General features: G+C 49.9%; 17 protein-coding genes. 9 read left to right on the top strand and 8 right to left on the bottom strand.

All coding sequences use genetic code 11. From position 1 onward, the window contains the following. Positions 1–20: 20 nt before the first annotated feature. Positions 21–1094: a hypothetical protein gene (locus tag ACW9SV_RS07775; protein ID WP_479556169.1), complete on the bottom strand. Its 1074-nt coding sequence runs from the start codon at positions 1092–1094 to the stop codon at positions 21–23. A 56-nt stretch (positions 1095–1150) separates the two neighbouring features. Then, positions 1151–1609, bottom strand: coding sequence for a hypothetical protein (locus tag ACW9SV_RS07770; RefSeq protein WP_479556168.1), 459 nt, complete (start codon positions 1607–1609; stop codon positions 1151–1153). Positions 1610–1816: 207 nt separating this feature from the next. Between ACW9SV_RS07770 and radA the strand changes: the two genes are divergently transcribed. The 4 genes from radA to ACW9SV_RS07750 all read left to right on the top strand — a co-directional run bounded on the left by radA (position 1817) and on the right by ACW9SV_RS07750 (position 6929). Then, a complete protein-coding gene (gene radA / locus ACW9SV_RS07765) occupies positions 1817–3196 on the top strand; it encodes a DNA repair protein RadA (RefSeq protein WP_479556167.1) in 1380 nt (459 codons plus the stop codon). Positions 3197–3283: 87 nt separating this feature from the next. Beyond that, positions 3284–4720, top strand: a complete 1437-nt coding sequence (locus ACW9SV_RS07760; protein WP_479556166.1) for a redoxin domain-containing protein — start codon at positions 3284–3286, stop codon at positions 4718–4720. A gap of 90 nt (positions 4721–4810) precedes the next feature. Continuing rightward, positions 4811–5836 (top strand): SPASM domain-containing protein, encoded by a 1026-nt coding sequence (locus tag ACW9SV_RS07755; RefSeq protein WP_479556165.1) that lies wholly within the window; start codon positions 4811–4813, stop codon positions 5834–5836. Positions 5837–5948: 112 nt separating this feature from the next. After that, positions 5949–6929: a mechanosensitive ion channel family protein gene (locus ACW9SV_RS07750; RefSeq protein WP_479556164.1), complete on the top strand. Its 981-nt coding sequence runs from the start codon at positions 5949–5951 to the stop codon at positions 6927–6929. Positions 6930–6975: 46 nt separating this feature from the next. On the opposite strand, the gene ACW9SV_RS07745 is transcribed toward ACW9SV_RS07750, so the two are convergent. From ACW9SV_RS07745 to ACW9SV_RS07720, 6 genes are all read right to left on the bottom strand, one after another. Continuing rightward, complete coding sequence (locus ACW9SV_RS07745) at positions 6976–7299, bottom strand: hypothetical protein (RefSeq protein ID WP_479556163.1); 324 nt, start codon at positions 7297–7299, stop codon at positions 6976–6978. Between the two features lie 259 nt (positions 7300–7558). Next, the gene (locus ACW9SV_RS07740) at positions 7559–7741 is read right to left on the bottom strand and encodes a FeoB-associated Cys-rich membrane protein (RefSeq protein ID WP_479556162.1); all 183 of its coding nucleotides are present in this window, start codon (positions 7739–7741) and stop codon (positions 7559–7561) included. A gap of 127 nt (positions 7742–7868) precedes the next feature. Further along, complete coding sequence (locus ACW9SV_RS07735; RefSeq protein WP_479556161.1) at positions 7869–8669, bottom strand: inositol monophosphatase family protein; 801 nt, start codon at positions 8667–8669, stop codon at positions 7869–7871. Between the two features lie 27 nt (positions 8670–8696). After that, a complete protein-coding gene (gene lnt / locus ACW9SV_RS07730; protein ID WP_479556517.1) occupies positions 8697–10259 on the bottom strand; it encodes an apolipoprotein N-acyltransferase in 1563 nt (520 codons plus the stop codon). Between the two features lie 43 nt (positions 10260–10302). Further along, positions 10303–10992 (bottom strand): 16S rRNA (cytidine(1402)-2'-O)-methyltransferase, encoded by a 690-nt coding sequence (gene rsmI / locus ACW9SV_RS07725; protein WP_479556160.1) that lies wholly within the window; start codon positions 10990–10992, stop codon positions 10303–10305. Between the two features lie 103 nt (positions 10993–11095). Further along, positions 11096–11341, bottom strand: a complete 246-nt coding sequence (locus ACW9SV_RS07720) for a 4a-hydroxytetrahydrobiopterin dehydratase (RefSeq protein WP_479556159.1) — start codon at positions 11339–11341, stop codon at positions 11096–11098. Positions 11342–11535: 194 nt separating this feature from the next. Between ACW9SV_RS07720 and ACW9SV_RS07715 the strand changes: the two genes are divergently transcribed. From ACW9SV_RS07715 to ACW9SV_RS07695, 5 genes are all read left to right on the top strand, one after another. After that, positions 11536–12393 carry an SDR family oxidoreductase gene (locus ACW9SV_RS07715; protein ID WP_479556158.1) on the top strand — a complete coding sequence of 286 codons (858 nt, stop codon included), beginning with the start codon at positions 11536–11538 and terminating at the stop codon, positions 12391–12393. A gap of 65 nt (positions 12394–12458) precedes the next feature. Next, entirely contained in the window at positions 12459–12746 is a 288-nt protein-coding gene (locus ACW9SV_RS07710) for a hypothetical protein (RefSeq protein ID WP_479556157.1), read from the top strand. Positions 12747–12795: 49 nt separating this feature from the next. Beyond that, complete coding sequence (locus ACW9SV_RS07705) at positions 12796–13038, top strand: hypothetical protein (RefSeq protein WP_479556156.1); 243 nt, start codon at positions 12796–12798, stop codon at positions 13036–13038. A gap of 173 nt (positions 13039–13211) precedes the next feature. Further along, on the top strand, positions 13212–13907 hold the full coding sequence (locus ACW9SV_RS07700; protein WP_479556155.1) for a metallophosphoesterase: 696 nt from the start codon (positions 13212–13214) through the stop codon (positions 13905–13907). Between the two features lie 398 nt (positions 13908–14305). Further along, positions 14306–17890: an IPT/TIG domain-containing protein gene (locus ACW9SV_RS07695; RefSeq protein ID WP_479556154.1), complete on the top strand. Its 3585-nt coding sequence runs from the start codon at positions 14306–14308 to the stop codon at positions 17888–17890. The last annotated feature ends 343 nt before the right edge of the window (positions 17891–18233 follow it).

Below are 18233 nucleotides of genomic sequence, written 5' to 3'. Positions count from 1 at the left end.
AATCTGGCTTCAAAGCACCCCTACTCGGCGGCCAGAATAGGCTCGCGGCGGGTGGTGATTCTGGCGGGTTTGCGCACCGTGCGGGTTTGGTACACCGGGTTGTCCACAAAGGCCACCACTTTCAAGGTCAGGTCTAACCCAGTAATGGTACTGGGGTTCTCAAAGCCAAGGTACAGATAACCGTCATCGGTTTTAGGGGTTTGGCTGGCCAGCACCTTTCCGTAGTCAGAGAGCACATCCTGTCCTTTGGCCACGTTATAGGGTTTCCAGCCGTCTTCATCTTCTTTAAACAGGTAGGCGTGGTTCTTGTTGAACAGGTAATAGCTGATGTACCCGCTGGATTTCACCTGCGGCAATTGCGGTAACAGCCCCAAGCCAAACGCCACCAACGGGTTGCTCCCCGTCAAAAGGGCGGTGGCTCCTTTGGCCAGCGTTTTCCCGGTCTCCTGCAACGCCTGCACCGATTCCTGGCCTACTCCTACCCAATATACCCAATGCTTGGTGCCTGCGGGCAACTTGAAGCGCTCGGTGCTGCGGTTATTGCTGGTCAGGTTGGTCAAGGAAGCTAACCGAAATGTTTTGTCTATCACCGTCTCGGCCTTCAGGTCATTTTTCACCAGCACTTTCTCGGTGGTGTTAGTCCAGGTGGTGTCCTGCACCGTGCGCCAGGCCACCAGTGTGTTGAAGTTCTGGGTGGCTTCGCTTTTAGGGATGCGGGTGAGGGTAAAATGGCTCTTGGTGCTGGTCTGGGAAAGACTCTGTAGAAGAATTGTGTACACCGATTTCTGGGGCACTGTCAGGCGCAGGTTGTGCACCTTCTTGCTTTCCTCCGTGCTGTACAACGGCGAGGAAGAGAAGTACTCCTGCACTGTTATCTTGTAGCTGGTTTTGCTGTTATTTTCCAAATCCAGCACCAATACATCACCGGCCTGAAACGCATATTGCAGTTTAGTGGCCGGTTCTTTGGCACCGGCTACCTGCATCTCTAAATCGGCAATCTTGATGGCTTTTCCAGACTGGGCCAAAGCGGCTTCTGAGAAAACGGAAAGCAGCCCCAAAAGAGCCAGGGCGAAACGGGAAAGAAAACGGAACATACTGCGCGTAAAAGCAAAACCTGATTTGGCTGCAATTTACGCAAATCGCCTCGTAATCAATACCCTCCCAAAGGTTCTATCCACATTTTGCGGGCGACGGCCTGCGCCGAGAATCCCGTGATAGACTCCCGGAACCGCCCCCTGAACTGCACCGCCACCTGCTGCCCGGTTTGCAGCTCACTTAAGCTGATGGTTCTTCCGTTGAGCCCTACAATCTGGGTGATAGGGGTGACCAACACCACCGCCCTACTAAACCTGGAGTATCGGTCGGTGATGCCTTCCACCAGAATTAGCATCTGGCCTTGACTATATTCCCGCTGGGTAATGGTGCCTCTTACGTCTACCCGTTGCGGAGAATACCTGATAACGGTGTCTACTGTGGCACTTTGGTCGGGGGCGGTTGCGGTGGGTGAAGCATCTGCTCCGATGGGGGCAGTTGCCTGGCAACCCGCTATTCCAGCAGCCATTAGCAACATCCCTAACAAGGACATAGCCAGTGTTCTTATCTTCTTCATGGTCTTTCAGTTAAGCTAAGAACTATGAACGAAAATGAAACTTAAATGGCTGCAAAGGGGAAAATACGCAGCCTGTTTCTGCTTTATTTTAGTGAATTTGGAGCCAAAACGGAGTATTTATACCATAGAAGTTGTTATCTCATTGTCTGCTTAATCTGCCGCTTATTCTTTACCTTCACCCTTTTTGCGGCGCAGAAAATCATTCTTATGGCTAAAATCAAAACAGCATATTTCTGTCAGAGTTGTGGGGCGCAGTCGGCTAAATGGATAGGCCGGTGCCCTGCCTGTGGCGAGTGGAACACCTATGTAGAAGAAGTAGTGGCCCGCGAGGACGTCACGCCCACCACCGCCTGGAAAGTGGGCACCAGCAGCCAGCAAGTGGCCAGCAAACCCAAACCCATTGGCGAGATCACGTACTCTGAGCAGGCCCGGGTAGTCACCGAAGACGGCGAACTGAACCGTGTCTTGGGCGGCGGCATCGTGCCCGGTTCCATGGTCCTGATTGGCGGGGAGCCCGGCATTGGTAAGTCTACACTCATGCTCCAGATTGCCCTCAGTTTGCGCAGCCAGCGCGTTTTGTACATCTCAGGCGAGGAAAGCGAGCAGCAGATCAAAATGCGCGCCGAGCGCCTAGGCGCCCAGCATCCCAACTGCTTTATCCTCACTGAGACCGGCACCCAGAACATCTTCAAGCAGATAGAACAACTGCAACCCGATGTTCTGATCATTGACTCTATCCAGACGCTGCATTCGTCTTTTATTGAGAGCGGCGCGGGTAGCGTAGCCCAGGTGCGGGAATGTACCGCCGAGTTGCTCAAGTTTGCGAAGGAAAGCGGCACGCCGGTGTTCCTTATCGGGCACATCACCAAGGAAGGCAACCTGGCCGGTCCCAAGATTCTGGAGCACATGGTAGACACCGTATTGCAGTTTGAGGGCGACCGCCACATGACGTACCGCATCCTGCGCACGACTAAAAACCGTTTCGGGAGCACGTCTGAACTGGGCATTTACGAGATGCTGGGTACCGGTCTGCGGGAGGTGAGCAACCCCTCTGAGATTTTAATTTCGCAGCGCGAAGAGGCGTTCAGCGGCATTACCATCGGCGGCACCATGGAAGGTAACCGGCCCCTTTTAATTGAGGTGCAGAGTTTGGTAACCCCGGCCACGTACGGCACACCGCAACGCACCGCCACCGGCTTTGACGCCAAGCGCCTGAACATGTTGCTGGCCGTACTGGAGAAACGCGGAGGCTTTAAACTGGGCACCCAAGACGTGTTCCTGAACATTGCGGGAGGTCTGAAAGTAGAAGACCCTGCCTTGGATTTGGCCATCTGCGCCGCCTTGCTTTCTTCCTTTGAAGACGTGGCTATTCCGCATACCACCTGCTTTGCCGCCGAGGTGGGATTAGGGGGAGAGGTACGTGCCGTGCACCGGATTGAGCAGCGCATCTCCGAAGCCGAGAAATTGGGTTTTCAGGATATTTTCATTTCAAAATATAACAAAAAAGGGGTAGACTTGAGCAGATTTAATATAAGAATTCATGCAGCCAGCCGATTGGAAGAAGTCTTTAGCGGATTGTTTGGATAAGTCCATTCTTTGAACTATTTTCATTTAAGCCTTCGTTAGAAAGCCATTACTGAACCCTAGATTTTATACTTTCTATTGTTATTCAAGATGTCTTTCAGTTCTAGAAGATTATTGATTTTCGCAGCCTTGTTTTTGGCGCTCTGCTTTGGTACTATTTCGGCTTCATGGGCGCAGGTCACTATTACCGGTAAAATAAATAGCCCTGTCAGCGACAGCGTTTTGCTGGAGTTGTACACCGTACCGGCCTCTTACTCCGGCGAATCGCACACGGTGGCGTTGAACGCAAATGGCGAGTTCACCATCAAGGCTCCGGTGAATGAGCCCATGCTGGGCGAGTTGGTGCACGGCCCAGAGTCCATCGTATTGTATCTGCAACCCGGCGACAACCTGGATGTACGGGCCGATGCCGAAGACTTTATTTCCACCATCAAGCTGAAAGGGCAGGGCTTTGAAGAAAACAATTACCTGCTGCAGTTTGAGCGAAAGTTTGAAGAGGAGGAAGACTACCAGGTTCTTCCAGACAACATCCATAAGCGGGAAAAAGAGTTTCTTACGTTTCTGCAGGAGCGGAAAGAAGACCAACTCAAGTTCCTGGAGAAGTTTCTCAAATCCACCAAGGTTTCTGAGGCGTTTAAACAGTACGCCAAGGCCCAGATTGACTTCAGCTACGCCAATGACCGACTCACCTATGTAGACGTGCGCAAACGGGTAGGCGACCTTCCGCCCCAACTTTCTCCCACGTACTATGACTTCCTGAAGCAGGTAAACCTCAATACCCCCGGAGCACTCAGAAACCAGGCTTATTTAGACTTCTTGAACAACTACTTCCAATTCCGGGCTCTGGAGCAACAGCCTAAAAACCTGGAGCGCGACTACTATCCAACGCTGTACGGGTTAGTTAAAAAGGAACTGCAGGGCACCGCCCGCGAAATGATGCTTTCCCGCATTCTCTCCCAGGCTTTCCGGTTTGGCTACGTACCCGATGCCGATGCCATGTACCAGGACTTCCAAAAAGAAGCCAAGGACCCCAACTTCATCTCCTACGTTAACACGCAGTACAAGCAGTTCAGGAGGGTAGGGCTAGGCACTCCGGCCCCTACGTTCACGCTGCTCTCTTCTACCGGTGACAGCGTTTCGCTTAGCAGCTTCAAAGACAAGATTGTGTACCTAGGCTTCTGGCGCACGCACTGCGGCATCTGCACCGTTGACCAGCAAGCCTATAAATACTTCGCCCAGCAGTTAGCCGAAAAAGACATTGTGCTGCTACAGGTATCGGTGGGTGAGAACCTGAACGCCTGGAAAGCGAACGTTGCGCAGAAGAAATTGCCTGGTATCCAGTTGTATGCGCCAGATCTTTCTGCCCAGATTCTGAAAGACTATGACGTAAAATCCTTCCCGGCCTACTTCATTATCGCCCCAGACGGTACCCTCATCAACACCAATGCCCGCCGGCCTGGCCACGCCGAAGGCGCCCGCGACATTGCCGCTGCCGTTGACCACTACCGCAAGTCTGCCCGCAAGTAGCGTTTTTTGCGTACTTTTGCTTAAACAGGTTTAAAACATGAACAGGTGCTGTCTTAGAAAGATGGCACCTGTTTTCTAAATAGAAAGCACTTGACCCGAGGCACCTTTCAGGATGGATTGAATTTGGCGTCTAAGCTTACCCCACGCCGCGCCTGGAACGCGCTGCAGGTAGTAAGCAGCTATGCATTGGCCCGCCTGACTAAGAAGCCCCGCCATTGGGGAGGCCCCGTCAGTATTTCCTTTGAGCCTACCACTTCCTGCAACCTGCGCTGCCCAGAATGCCCCAGCGGCCTGCGGTCCTTCACCCGCCCTACCGGCATGCTGTCAGACAGCCTGTTCAAACAAACTATTGACCAGCTGCAAGACCGGCTGTTGTACCTTCTCTTCTATTTCCAGGGAGAACCCTACCTGCATAAATCATTTCTGGATTTGGTCAAGTATGCCTCAGACAAAGGCATTTACACGGCCACTTCTACTAACGCGCATTATTTAACCGAAGAAAATGCCCGCAAAACGGTAGAATCTGGCTTAGATCGCTTGATCATTTCCCTGGATGGCACCACACAAGACGTGTACCAGCAATACAGGGTAGGAGGCAAGCTGGACAAAGTGCTGGAAGGCACCAAGCGGCTGGTGAAGTACAAACAGGAACTCAAATCCAAGACCCCGTACCTGATCTTCCAATTTTTGGTAGTGCGGCCCAACGAGCACCAGATAGACGAGGCTAAGCAACTGGCCAAGGAATTAGGCGTGGACGACGTTTGGTTTAAGACCGCGCAGATCTATGACTATGCCCAGGGCTCACCACTTATCCCTACTATAGACTATTACTCCAGGTACCAGGCGCAACCTAACGGCACGTACTCGCTCAAGAACAAGCTTATTGACGGCTGCTGGAAGATGTGGCACTCGTGCGTGATCACCTGGGATGGCTTGGTGGTGCCTTGCTGCTTTGACAAAGACGCCCATTACCGCTTAGGCAACCTGCAACAGCAAAGCTTTAAACAGCTCTGGAAAAGCGACTCGTATCAAAAGTTCAGGGGCTCTTTGCTCAAGGGACGTGGCCAGATAGAGATGTGCCGCAACTGTTCAGAAGGCACCAAAGTATGGGGCTAGCACATCACAGTTACTTTCTGTAGCTAGATTGCCTTAGATTGCGTATGAGGGAACTTAGCGCCTGAGGCTTTGGCTTTTGGCGTGTTTTCTATTTACCACTATTTCCTTTCCTGTGACCGAGATTAACGAAGCGTTTCAACTCCTTTGGCGCAAGCTTGAGATCTGGCTAAAGCAGATTGTGCTCATGCTGCCTAACCTGTTCCTGGCCATGCTGGTGCTGGTGCTCACCTTTTTTGCCGCCCGGATTTTGCGCCGCACCTCAGACAAACTACTTATTAGGTTCACGCACAGCAGCGCCCTTAACAACCTGGTAGGCACCACGGTCTATGTGGGCACGCTCACCCTGGGTATCTTCTTCACCTTGAGTATCCTGAAGCTGGACAAAACGGTTACCACGTTGTTGGCGGGTGCCGGTATCATTGGTTTGGCTCTGGGTTTTGCCTTTCAAGACATTGCCGCCAACTTCATCTCTGGGGTGATTATCGCGTTCAGGAAACCGTTTGTGGTAGGCGATGTGATTGATACCAATGACCATTTCGGGACCATTGAGCGGATTAACCTGCGCACCGTGGACATCAGAAGACAGACCGGCGAATTGGTGAAGGTTCCTAACCGAAAGGTCTTTGAATCTGCGCTCACCAACTTCTCCCATTACGGCATCAGGCGAATTGACTTGAAGGTAGGGGTTTCCTATGCTGAGGACCTGGAACGGGTGCAGCAGGTAGTAAAAGAAGCCATGGTGGGCATCACCAACATGATTACCACCAAGGAAGTGGAAGTAGTCTACGAGGAATTTGGCGACAGCAGCATCAACTTTCTGGTGCGCTACTGGATCAGCTACAAGCGCCAGACCGACTTTGTGTATGCCAAGAGTGACGCCATCATGAAGATCAAGAAAGCCTTTGATGAAAACAACATTGAGATTCCGTTCCCGGTTACCACGCTCAACTTCGGGGTGAAAGGAGGCAAAGACCTGTCCATTGCGGTCAAGGAAGCTGCCCCGAAACCTGGCCACCCCCTGGAGCTGAAGATAGGCCCGGAGAAAGAAGAGGACCTCAAGGAAGAGGATCAAACAAAATCGGCCGAAGAATAGTCTTCGGCCGATTTCGTTTTCATAGCAGTTGAAATAGACGAGGCGGTTATATCTTTTTGCCCAAATCTTCCACTTGTCTTAAGAAAGCATCAATGTTCTGGTCGGCGTAAGGTCCGTAAGAGTTTAGGATAGTGCCTCTTGTACCGTCATTGCACTCAAGGGCGTACAGGATAGCCATTTCATCTGGATCCGTATCTCCCTCAAACCGGTAGAAATCTACTATTTTCACGTCCTCAATCCCATAAACTTTATCGCCTTTTAGGTTAGTAAGGCGAGTGTCTTCGGTCACTCTGAAATCTTCTGTGTAGCCTTCTCCTTTTAGCTTTGCCTCTACTTGCACCTGACTGGTTAGTTGTTCTTTGTCTTGCATAACACAATATCTTTAGATGGTTGCAGTATCATATGATGGTATCTGAACTATACGTAAAAACAGAGTTGGGTTGCCAGTTGTATTCAAGAAAAAAGATATTTAGGGCTCATAATCGCGTTTACAGGGAGGATAACTAGGCAATGAAAGAGCCGCTTTACGCCTGTTTTTAAGGAAAGGACCTCAAAGCAGAAAGGCTGAAAACACGGAGGGCCGCTCCTGTCAGGAACGGCCCTCCGTGTTTAGGCAAATGAGAAGTCAATTACTTGAAAGCTTGCTTGGCCTTGATCTCGCGTTCAATTTTAGCCAGGTCAATCGTGGAACATGCTCCGCCGCAGCCTTTGTCACAACCCACCTCTTTAGAGGAAAAGCTCTTGTATCCTTTTTTGAGAAGGTAAGCCGCCGCTAAAACGAAGACTAAAAGAATAATGATTTCCTGTATCATAACAGTTGTGTAACGCCGGCAAAGGTAGAAATAGTTTAACCTACCGCCTGATTTAGCTGGTATCACCCTTGAAACCAGCCGCGCTTTTAGCCTGCTTTCATAAAAACAAGCTAAAAGCAGCGTTGGCCTATTCTTTCCAGAAAGGCTCAATCAGTTTCAGCATTTCCTGCTGTACCGCCGGGCTATTGCTCACGCAGATCTCACGGCCGAACACGTAGTTCTTACCGCCCCTGAAATCGGTTACCTGACCACCGGCTTCCTGCACCAACAAGGCGCCTCCGGCCACGTCATACGAGTTGATGTTGAACTCAAAGTATCCCTCAAACTTACCGCAGGCCACGTAGGCTAGGTCCAGGGCGGCAGAACCCAATCGGCGCACACCGTGGCATCCCTGCATAAAGGAGCCCATCACCTGCAGGTATTTCTGCATCAGGTCAAAGCTGTAATAAGGGAAGCCCGTGGCAATGAGTGAGTCGCCCAGGGTAGGCGCGTCAGACACCGAGATCTTGCGGTCATTGCAGAAAGCGCCGCCGCCCTTCACAGCGTGGTAGCACTCATCGCGGGTGATATCATACACTACCCCTATCACCAATTCATCTCTTTGCATCAACGCAATGCTTACCGAGTACACCGGCAAACCGTGGATAAAATTGGTGGTACCGTCCAGCGGATCGATGATCCAGTTGAACTCCTCGGCCTGCTCAGACTTGGTTTCCTCCTCGGTGATGAAGCCTGCCTGAGGCAGAAACTTCTCCAGCCCGGCCACCAGGCGTTCTTCGGCCTTCTTGTCTACGTAGGAAACCAAGTTATTCAGCCCTTTGTGCTCCAGCCGGGAAACATCAAAATTAGAGGCCTCGGTCAGGATGAATTTCCCGACTTCTTTGGTGAGTTCCACCACCTGGTCGCGGAGAGATGAGAAATCTGTCATAGTTTTATAGTAAGCGCGTGTATAGGATTATCTTTTTGCGGTGCGGCGGGTAAACCCGAGCACGATGGCCAGAACCACCAACCCGAGCGCCAGCCATTGGGTACTGTGCCCAATCAACTCGCCGTGGCGGGTGTAAAAGGTCTGCTCCTGGTTGAACCTGATCTGCCCCCTCAGGGAAGCCGGCACCCACCAACCCGATTTCTGCAACAGTTCGCCTTTCTGGTTTATAAACCCGGAGATACCTGTATTGGCTGAACGCGCCACCGCTCTTCTGGTTTCAATCGCTCGTAAAGAGGCATAGGCTAAATGCTGCTTATACCCCGGCGAATCGCTCCACCAAGCATCATTGGTGATAATGAAGATGGCACTGGCCCCATTGCGGATGTATTCACTCACGTACTCGCCATAGATAGATTCATAGCACACCACTGGGGCGCCTACTAAGGTAGGATTCTGGCTGTGCTTGAAAATAGCCCGGGTTTCCTGCGTGCCCATGTTTCCGGCAATGCCGCCCAGATCAATGGCAAAGGCTTTCAGCACCTTGAACACACCTGGGTAAGGCGTCTTTTCTACCCCTGGCACCAGTTTAGACTTATGGTAAAACTCATGCTGCCCGTTTGGTTTAAAGTGCAGACCGGCATTATACACGTCATAATAGCCAACCTGCGGATGGAACCTGGCCGTGCTGCTTCTCTTCGTGGAGTCTGGGTACATTCGCGCCGAGGTGATGCCTGACACCAATTCTACCCTTGGGTGCCTTGCCAGAAAATCGCGGAGGGCATAACTAACCGGACTCATGTCAAACCCTTCTTCCCAGTTGAGGCCGTTGCTGATAGATGTCTCGGGCCACAGTACAAACCTGGTGTTAGGTGTTATCTGCTCCTCAGATAACTTGATCAACCGCTCAAACTGCTGCTCAAACGGAATGTAGCCTTCGCCGCCTTCAAACTTCTCTTTGTACGGGTCTACATTAGGTTGCACCACCACCACTTCGGCAGCCTCACCTTTCTCCTGATACTGGCTCCCGATGATGAAGGAAAGTACCAGGGGCAGAAGCACCACTAGCACCGGAGTTACCCATTTGCTCACAGACTTTACCGGCGAGGTGAGCGCGAAAAACACCAGCAGGTTTACTGCCCAGACCCAGAGCGAGCCGCCTAAGTAGCCAGTATATTCATACCACTGCACCCAGCTGGGCAGTGACGCGAAGCCGTTGCCCAGCGTAAGCCAAGGCCAGCTTAGGTCCCAATTCAGGTGAAACTGCTCAAAAGCGATCCAGTAGATAGGCAAACTCAAATACCCGATGGTTCTGCCCGCCGCCCGTTTGGTCAGGAAAAACGCGACCATCGGCACAGACATAAACAAGGCATTGAACACTACCGCCGCGATGCCGCCGCCCAACGTGGAGTAACTCACCCAATAGGTAGTGAAGATGTTCCAGAGCAGCAGCAACAAGTAGGTGTACTTGAAGAACGTACGCCCGCGCCTGGGCTCATTTTTAGCCGAGATCGCCTGCTCCATCAACAGGAACGGCACCCAGCCTATAAACAAGACAAAGGCCAGTGGTTTCACCGGCCAACCTAACCACAATAAAAAGGCGCTCAGAAACGCCAGTAACGGGAGGTAAAAACGATTATTTGTTTCCTTGAACAACAATGACAAATTCTCCTTTTATAGCTTTGGTTGTAAACGTTTGCACCATCTCGGCGAGTGTGCCGTTCAACGTCTCCTCAAAAAGTTTACTTATTTCGCGACTCACTGATACCATACGCTCTGGCCCAAACACCTCTTTGAACTGCTCTAACGTTTTGAGCACCCGGTGCGGCGACTCATAGAAAATCATGGTGCGTTCTTCCTGCGCCAGGCTCTGCAATCTGGTCTGCCGGCCTTTCTTGATGGGCAGGAACCCTTCAAAGGTAAAACGATCGGTGCTGAAGCCGGACTTTACCAGGGCGGGCACAAACGCAGTAGGGCCGGGCAGGCACTCAATCTTGATTCCTTCCTGCACACAGGCTCTTACCAACAAAAACCCGGGATCAGAGATTCCGGGGGTACCCGCATCTGAGACCAAGGCCATCTTTTCGCCCTTTTTCAGGCGCTCCACCAGGTGGGCTACGGCTTTGTGCTCATTGTGCAGGTGGTGGCTGTGCATGCGCTTCTCAATGCCCAGGTGGTTCAACAGTTTGCCGCTGGTACGGGTATCTTCGGCGAGCACCACGTCTACCTCTTTCAGGATACGGATTGCCCTGAGGGTGATGTCCTCCAGGTTGCCGATGGGCGTGGGCACTAAATATAAACTGGTCTCTACTACGGGTTCGGCCATAGGTCAAAGATACTGATTATTTAAGTCCTGAGTTCTGGGTCTTGCGTTCTGAGGCGAGAGGCATTTTAGTCACCTTTTTGGGAAAACAGGCCCAAAGCACAATTTACACCCCGTACCGCTCGGCTAATACACTGATGCGCTGCGCCAGTACATGGTCTTTGTCGGTGACGGTGTTGCCGGCATCATGCGTGGTAAGCCGTATCTCCACCCGGTTATAGACATTGCTCCACCATGGGTGGTGGTTCAGTTCCTCGGCCACCACGGCCACCTCGGTCATGAAAGCGAAGGCTTCCTTGAAGTTTTTGAATTTGAAGCTTCGGGTTAGCTGGTTGTCTTTTTCTTCCCACATAGGATTTGGCATTAGGGTATCAAATCAGAAGGGATGCTCATCGATTCTCTCCTTCCGCTCTCCGTGTTTTTACTCTCTTTTCCTGAAAATAGCTGTAAAATGTATCTCTTCTTCTGCAGATAAGTAAAAAGGACTCAGCCTATTTAGAAAGGCTGCCCTTAACCTAGACGTACACCTTTAAACACGAAGTTACTATGGCAACAGAATATCCGCAGGAAGTTCCAGATCAGCACCAGAAGCACCAACCGGGCCTTGAACACGAAATGCAATCAGAACCGGTGGTTATCCGGGAGAACTACAAAGGCAGCGAGAAGCTCAAAGGGAAAAAAGCCTTAATCACCGGCGGCGACAGCGGCATTGGCCGGGCCGTGGCCGTGCATTTTGCCCGGGAGGGGGCCGACGTGGCCATTGTGTACCTGGATGAGGAGCAGGACGCCCAAGACACCCGGAAGCTGGTGGAAGCCGAAGGACAGAAGTGCGTGCTCATTCCCGGCGACTTAAGGGACGAGAACTTCTGCAAGCAATGTGTAGAGCAGGCGGTGCAGGAGCTAGGCGGACTCAACATTCTGGTGAACAATGCCGCCGAGCAGCACGAGAAAAACGACCTGCGCGAGATCACCCCTGAGCAATTGGAGAAAACCTTCAAGACGAACATTTTCGCCTACATCTACGTGGCCCAGGCAGCCTTGAACCACCTGAAGAAAGGGGACAGCATCATCAACACCACCTCTATCACGTCTTACCGGGGTTCCAGCCACCTCATGGACTATGCATCTACCAAAGGAGCCATTACCGCCTTTACCCGTTCACTTTCCCAAAACTTGGCAGAAGGTGGCATTAGAGTAAACGCCGTAGCCCCAGGTCCTATATGGACCCCGCTTATTCCGGCTACGTTAGAGAAAGTGGGCGATTTTGGGAAAGACCAGCCCATGGGCCGCTTAGGACAACCTGCCGAGGTGGCTCCGGCCTATGTTTTCCTGGCTTCTGAAGACGGTTCTTACATCACAGGCCAGACCATTCACGTGAACGGCGGCGAACAGATAGGCGGGTAATGCTCAACCTTTCCACGTGGAAACCAGTAAAAAGGTAGACTTATCACCTATAACAACAAACGCCTATGGCTACTGACAATAACGGGCACCCCAACGGACATGACCGTCCGATACGGGTGATTGATGACACCGCCACCAACATGGAAGACATGATGGCGGGGCATATCATACCAGGTGCTGATCCACCCAAGAACGAAGCGCAACGCGGCGGTTTCGGCAACCGCGACGGCAAAGAAGGTTACGGCTCTGACTCATCTGACGGACCAACCGGCGTAAGCGTAAACGAGGAGGCGGACAGCAACGAACCAGAAAAAGATAATATGCGGACGAATGACGAGGGCCGCGGCACTTGATTTCGTCTTAAGGTCTTACATGTTTAACTAAATTGAAAAGGAGGAACTCATGCCATATAAAAGCAAGAATACCAGCCACGATTCAAAATCGCAGAAAGGCGAACCTACTGGCGAAGGCATCAGCAAAGCTGGGGCTAAATCCACTGGTGGCCCAGAGGCCATTGACCGGAGCGAAGATATAGCGGAAAGATTCTTGGATGAAAACGGCGATCCGGCACCAGAGGCCATCACCCATCCTAACCGCAACCTGCATAAACCAGATATCAACAAGCCCAGCTACGGCGGCAGTTAATCTGCATCCTGCATCAGGCGGAAAAGCACCTTCTACCCGGAAGGTGCTTTTTTGTGCCGTATCTGGTCTACTTCATAGATACGAGCCCTAAAACGCTGAAATGCCTGTCCCCACTTCGGCTTAACCTAGTTTTGTCAATCAAGCTAATTTCTTAACCTCTGTTTTTACCTCCTATGGCCCGCTACGCGATCTCCGATATACATGGCTGCCTTGCCACTTTCAAAAAGATGGTAGAAGAAGAGATTCAGTTAAAACCGAAGGATCACCTTTACTTATTAGGAGACTACATCAACAAGGGCCCGGATAGCAAAGGCGTGCTGGACTATATTTTTCACCTGCAGCGCCAAGGCTTTCAGCTTACCTGTCTTCGGGGAAACCATGACCAGTTACTCTTAGATGCCATAGACAAAGGGGAGCATACCGTATGGCTCACCCAGGAAGACAAACAGAAAACATTAGAAAATTTTGGAGTAGCCCGGTTTGAGGACATTCCTTCTACTTATATCTCCTTCATCAGGTCCCTTCCCCTCTTGCTTGTCTTAGACGATTATGTTTTAGTGCATGGCGGCTTAGACTTCACCCTTCACAATCCTTTTCTCACCAGCAACCACCTTCTGCTGAACACCAAGCACATGCAACCCACTCTTGCAAAGCTAGGCGAGCGCCGCCTTCTCCATGGGCACCTTCCTGTTCCTAAAGCCACAATTGAACGAGCAGTCAGCAAAAAAAGGCCGGCTATCAACCTAGATGCGGGATGCGTCTATTACCTGAATGAACAATTTGGCTCTTTATGCGCATTCAACTTAGACAAAGTTGCATTATTCTTCTTAACTAACTTAGACCAACCTTATCCTATAAAGATCAAGTAGTTTATAACATTTCTGCTACTATATTTTAGTTAAGTAATATTTACTAAATATAATGCAAAACTATATAATATTATTTAAGGACTATTTTAACAATACCACTACAAAAACAGCCATACAAAGCTGTATTCGCCATTTTCGTAATTCTACTTTATAAATTTATCATAATCTTCTAGAAGGAGATGTCTAAAAAATCATACTAATTATTTAGACAATCTTAAACATTCTAGTAATTTTACCCGTAGATGACCACCCTTAAATATATGTCATTTTAGATATTCACTGTTAAAATAGTAGAAATATTTGAATACTCATTGAGAGAATGACAATGCTGAGGAAGTCTTCTGGAGCAGGTAAAAGATTAATATAATAATAGGTTTATCAATTTTAAAGTAGCGTTTATGGAGAAAAATTTACTCAGAAGAAAGGCTTCCGGGGAAAACAATGCAAGCAGGGTCTGGCTATTTTTAGTCTTGGTTCTGCTGGGGATACTGCCTATGCTGGAGGCGCAGGCGCAAACACTTGGTACCTCAACAACAAGTCTACCTAACACTTATAGTGGAAAATGGAAGACCCCTTTGACTTCTCCGTCAACAGTCGCGGGTTGGTCGCAGATAGGCTTAGGAACTGATCCATCATTCACGAACCTAACCAACATCTCCTTTCCAGATTCAGAACCAGCTCAAAATACAACATCTTCTTCTGTTGCCAATTTCAATGCCGCTGGGTCTATTGTCCAAGTAAACTTTTCAGACAAACCAGAAAAACTTACTTTTCTAGCAAACACAAACGCAACAAGCAGAAATTTTACGGGGCAGTTTGTGGTAGAAGAATCAACCACTATCAATGGATCTTACACCACTGTACCAGAAGCTTCCTTTACCAGCTTAGCGGGAAAGGGCTTTAACAGCTCTCATGTTATTTCCGCTTCTCTTAAGCCTGATACCAGAAGCATTAGATTCCGTTTGATTTCGATCAACACTTCTTCAAATGGAGCTACCAACATTTACATTGACCAAGTAAATATCACCAAGAGAACAACTGTTCCAGAGATAGATGTTACAGTTGCTGGCAAAACCTTAGCAAGCGGTGGAACTGCTTATTCGTTCGGCTCACAAAATGTTAAGACTACAAGCAGTCCAACTACATTTACTATTAAAAACATTGGTTCAGAACCTCTGCTGCTTACAGCACCAGAAACAGAACCTGCTTTATCTATCACAAGCGAAGATCCAGCAGGTCAGTTTGAAATAGTTGAATACCCTTCTTTAAGAACGTTGCAGCCTAACGAAGAAACCACTTTCAAAGTAGTTTTCAAGCCTAGCGCTTTATATGACAAGAGAGCATCATTAACAATCAGAAACAATGACTCAGACGAATCAAACTACGTTGTTAACTTAACGGGCACCGGAACAATTTTACCAGCTGCAATTTCTTCATTCACCCCAACCTCTGGAGGATTTGGCACAACAGTGGATATTTACGGCTCTAATCTCATCAACACTACAGAGGTTTTATTTTCTTCTAATAAACCAAGCAGTAATTTAACTGTAGTGAACGATAACAGAATAACTGTTAGCGTACCTACTGGATCTGTTACTGGCCCAATAACTGTAAGAAACGCGCTACACACAACTACGTCAAGCAGTTCTTTTACTATCATACCCGCACCAATCATCACCTCTATCACTCCGTCATCCGGCCCAATAGGCACATTGATTACCATTAATGGAAGAAACTTTGAAAGAGAAAATTTTCAGAGCATCACTATTAATGGTCAAGCAGCAGCTGACTTTACCCTTGTAAGCGCAACTCAAATAACCGTTAAAGTACCTACTGGAGCAGCTGTAGGTCAAGGGAACCTAGTGCTTACCACACTTGGAGGATCTGCACAAACTAATTTCACTGTAATCATTCCAGCCCCCTCCATTACTAGCATTAGCCCGGCTTCTGGACCAATAGGTACAGAAGTAACTATAAATGGGTCAAATTTGGATGGTATTAGAAGCATTACCTTCAATGGCGTAGCTGCTACTGAATACCTGTCTAATAACAACAACCAATTAGTTGTAGTTGTACCAGATGGAGCAGCTACAGGTGATTTAGTAGTAACGACTGCAGGAGGCTCAGCAAGATCTTTCTTTACGGTTATTGGAATTACCATCACCTCATTCACCCCAGAGCGCGGCCCCATCAACACGCTGGTAACCGTCAACGGCACCAACTTCCCCGAGGTGGCCGGCATCGGCTTCTACAACGCGGCGGGCCAGGTGCTCTTTGCCGAGGAAATTGACAGGCCATCCGAGACTTCTATCTCCGGCCGCGTGCCCGAAGGCGCAGTGACCGGCAGAATCGTGGTCTTAAACGAGGAGGGCGAGACGATTGCCGAAAGCGCCACCGACTTCGCCGTGACCCCTCCGGCGCCAACCATCACCTCCCTGTCCTCCACCTCCAAGCCGGTGGGCGAGCCCCTGCTCATCTACGGCACCAACCTGGTGAGCGTGCGGAGCATCACCTTCAACGGGACCCCTGCCACCCAGTTCGGGACCTTGGGCGAGGACGGGACGCAACTACTAGTAACCATCCCGGCAGGCGCGACCTCAGGCCCGCTGGTGGTGACCACTGACGGCGGAGAGGCACAGATTAATTTTGTTATTGAAACTGCCATCACCTCATTCACCCCAGGACGCGGCCCCATCAACACGCTGGTAACCGTCAACGGCACCAACTTCCCCGAGGTGGCCGGCATCGGCTTCTACAACGCGGCGGGCCAGGTGCTCTTTGCCGAGGAAATTGACAGGCCATCCGAGACTTCTATCTCCGGCCGCGTGCCCGAAGGCGCAGTGACCGGCAGAATCGTGGTCTTAAACGAGGAGGGCGAGACGATTGCCGAAAGCGCCACCGACTTCGCCGTGACCCCTCCGGCGCCAACCATCACCTCCCTGTCCTCCACCTCCAAGCCGGTGGGCGAGCCCCTGCTCATCTACGGCACCAACCTGGTGAGCGTGCGGAGCATCACCTTCAACGGGACCCCTGCCACCCAGTTCGGGACCTTGGGCGAGGACGGGACCCAGCTTCAAGTGACCATCCCGGCAGGCGCGACCTCAGGCCCGCTGGTGGTGACCACTGACGGCGGAGAGGCGCAGATTGATTTCTATGTATCTCCTAACATTACTTCATTATCACCTAACTCTGGCCTGGTAGGAGATGTGATTACTGTAAAAGGTCAAAACTTAGAAAATATCAGCTCCATAACTTTCAATGGCACTGAGGCTACGGAGTATACAAATAGTGACCCTAATACTATCACTGTGAAAGTTCCTGCTGGCGCTACTTCGGGCCCTATGGCAGTAAACACAGCTGGAGGTACTGCGCAGGAAGACTTCTTTGTGATTGAGCCAACAACCCTTCCTGTTGAACTGGTAGAGTTTTCTGGAAAAGGGACTTCCAACGGAGTTACTTTGACCTGGACCACTGCTGCAGAGAGAAACAACGCTTATTTTGAGGTGCAAGCAACTACAAACCCAACTGAAAAAGAATTCAAGACAGTTCAGCGGGTAAACAGCAAGGTGGTAAACAGCCTTTCTGCCACTTCTTACACAGCAGAAGATCGCACTGCAGGTAAGAACGCCGTGACGTACTACCGCTTGAAGCAAGTTGACTTAGATGGCAGTGTAGAGTACAGCAAAACAATTGCGGTAGAAAACACAACAGCAGCTATCTCTTCTCCAGTGAAAGCTTATCCAAACCCGTTTGGCGACACAAACGCGCTTAACCTGGAAGTTGAAGCAGCGAAAGCTGGAAAGTTAACCGTCGTTCTTTACTACGCCACTGGAAAGAAAGCGTACGAGCAAGCATTTACAGTTGAAAGCGGAATATCAACTGTTGAGCTTCCTTTGAACCAAACATCGCTAAGCTCTGGCTTATATATTCTAACAACAGAATTGAATGGCCAGGTAACTACCCTAAGAGTTGTTAAGAAATAACCTTAAGTACTATACCAAAAAAGGGGAGGCAATTGCCTCCCCTTTTTTTATGCTCAAAAAACCTACTAGTAGATAATCAACCCTGAATAGCCCACCCCGGTAGTAGCCCATCCAAGTTGCCACTTTTGGCAGGTCCGCCTAACAATTACCGGAAAGCTCTTTTTACCTAATGGAAATCGGATTCATTCTCTACAGGCTATCTAGTAAGAGAAGGGTAGAAGTAGATCTTGATAGCATTGCGCAAACACCTAATGTCATTTTTTAAATAATAATCATTTTATAATATACTTCCTTCATACTATATATATTTATAGTATATATTAGAGCATAAAATTGACTAATT

The organism is Rufibacter sp. JT20002 (genome assembly GCF_056491185.1).
The sequence above is the reverse complement of the archived record's forward strand: the minus strand, read 5'-3'. Positions and strand labels throughout refer to the sequence as shown.

Excerpts from the sequence above, each read along its gene's own strand:
- radA (WP_479556167.1), top strand. The coding sequence starts at position 1,817 with ATGGCTAAAATCAAAACAGCATATTTCTGTCAGAGTTGTGGGGCGCAG.
- ACW9SV_RS07695 (WP_479556154.1), top strand. The coding sequence starts at position 14,306 with ATGGAGAAAAATTTACTCAGAAGAAAGGCTTCCGGGGAAAACAATGCA.
- ACW9SV_RS07715 (WP_479556158.1), top strand. The coding sequence starts at position 11,536 with ATGGCAACAGAATATCCGCAGGAAGTTCCAGATCAGCACCAGAAGCAC.
- ACW9SV_RS07705 (WP_479556156.1), top strand. The coding sequence starts at position 12,796 with ATGCCATATAAAAGCAAGAATACCAGCCACGATTCAAAATCGCAGAAA.
- ACW9SV_RS07740 (WP_479556162.1), bottom strand. The coding sequence starts at position 7,741 with ATGATACAGGAAATCATTATTCTTTTAGTCTTCGTTTTAGCGGCGGCT.
- ACW9SV_RS07710 (WP_479556157.1), top strand. The coding sequence starts at position 12,459 with ATGGCTACTGACAATAACGGGCACCCCAACGGACATGACCGTCCGATA.
- ACW9SV_RS07770 (WP_479556168.1), bottom strand. The coding sequence starts at position 1,609 with ATGAAGAAGATAAGAACACTGGCTATGTCCTTGTTAGGGATGTTGCTA.
- ACW9SV_RS07700 (WP_479556155.1), top strand. The coding sequence starts at position 13,212 with ATGGCCCGCTACGCGATCTCCGATATACATGGCTGCCTTGCCACTTTC.
- ACW9SV_RS07720 (WP_479556159.1), bottom strand. The coding sequence starts at position 11,341 with ATGTGGGAAGAAAAAGACAACCAGCTAACCCGAAGCTTCAAATTCAAA.
- ACW9SV_RS07745 (WP_479556163.1), bottom strand. The coding sequence starts at position 7,299 with ATGCAAGACAAAGAACAACTAACCAGTCAGGTGCAAGTAGAGGCAAAG.
- rsmI (WP_479556160.1), bottom strand. The coding sequence starts at position 10,992 with ATGGCCGAACCCGTAGTAGAGACCAGTTTATATTTAGTGCCCACGCCC.
- ACW9SV_RS07775 (WP_479556169.1), bottom strand. The coding sequence starts at position 1,094 with ATGTTCCGTTTTCTTTCCCGTTTCGCCCTGGCTCTTTTGGGGCTGCTT.
- ACW9SV_RS07760 (WP_479556166.1), top strand. The coding sequence starts at position 3,284 with ATGTCTTTCAGTTCTAGAAGATTATTGATTTTCGCAGCCTTGTTTTTG.
- ACW9SV_RS07735 (WP_479556161.1), bottom strand. The coding sequence starts at position 8,669 with ATGACAGATTTCTCATCTCTCCGCGACCAGGTGGTGGAACTCACCAAA.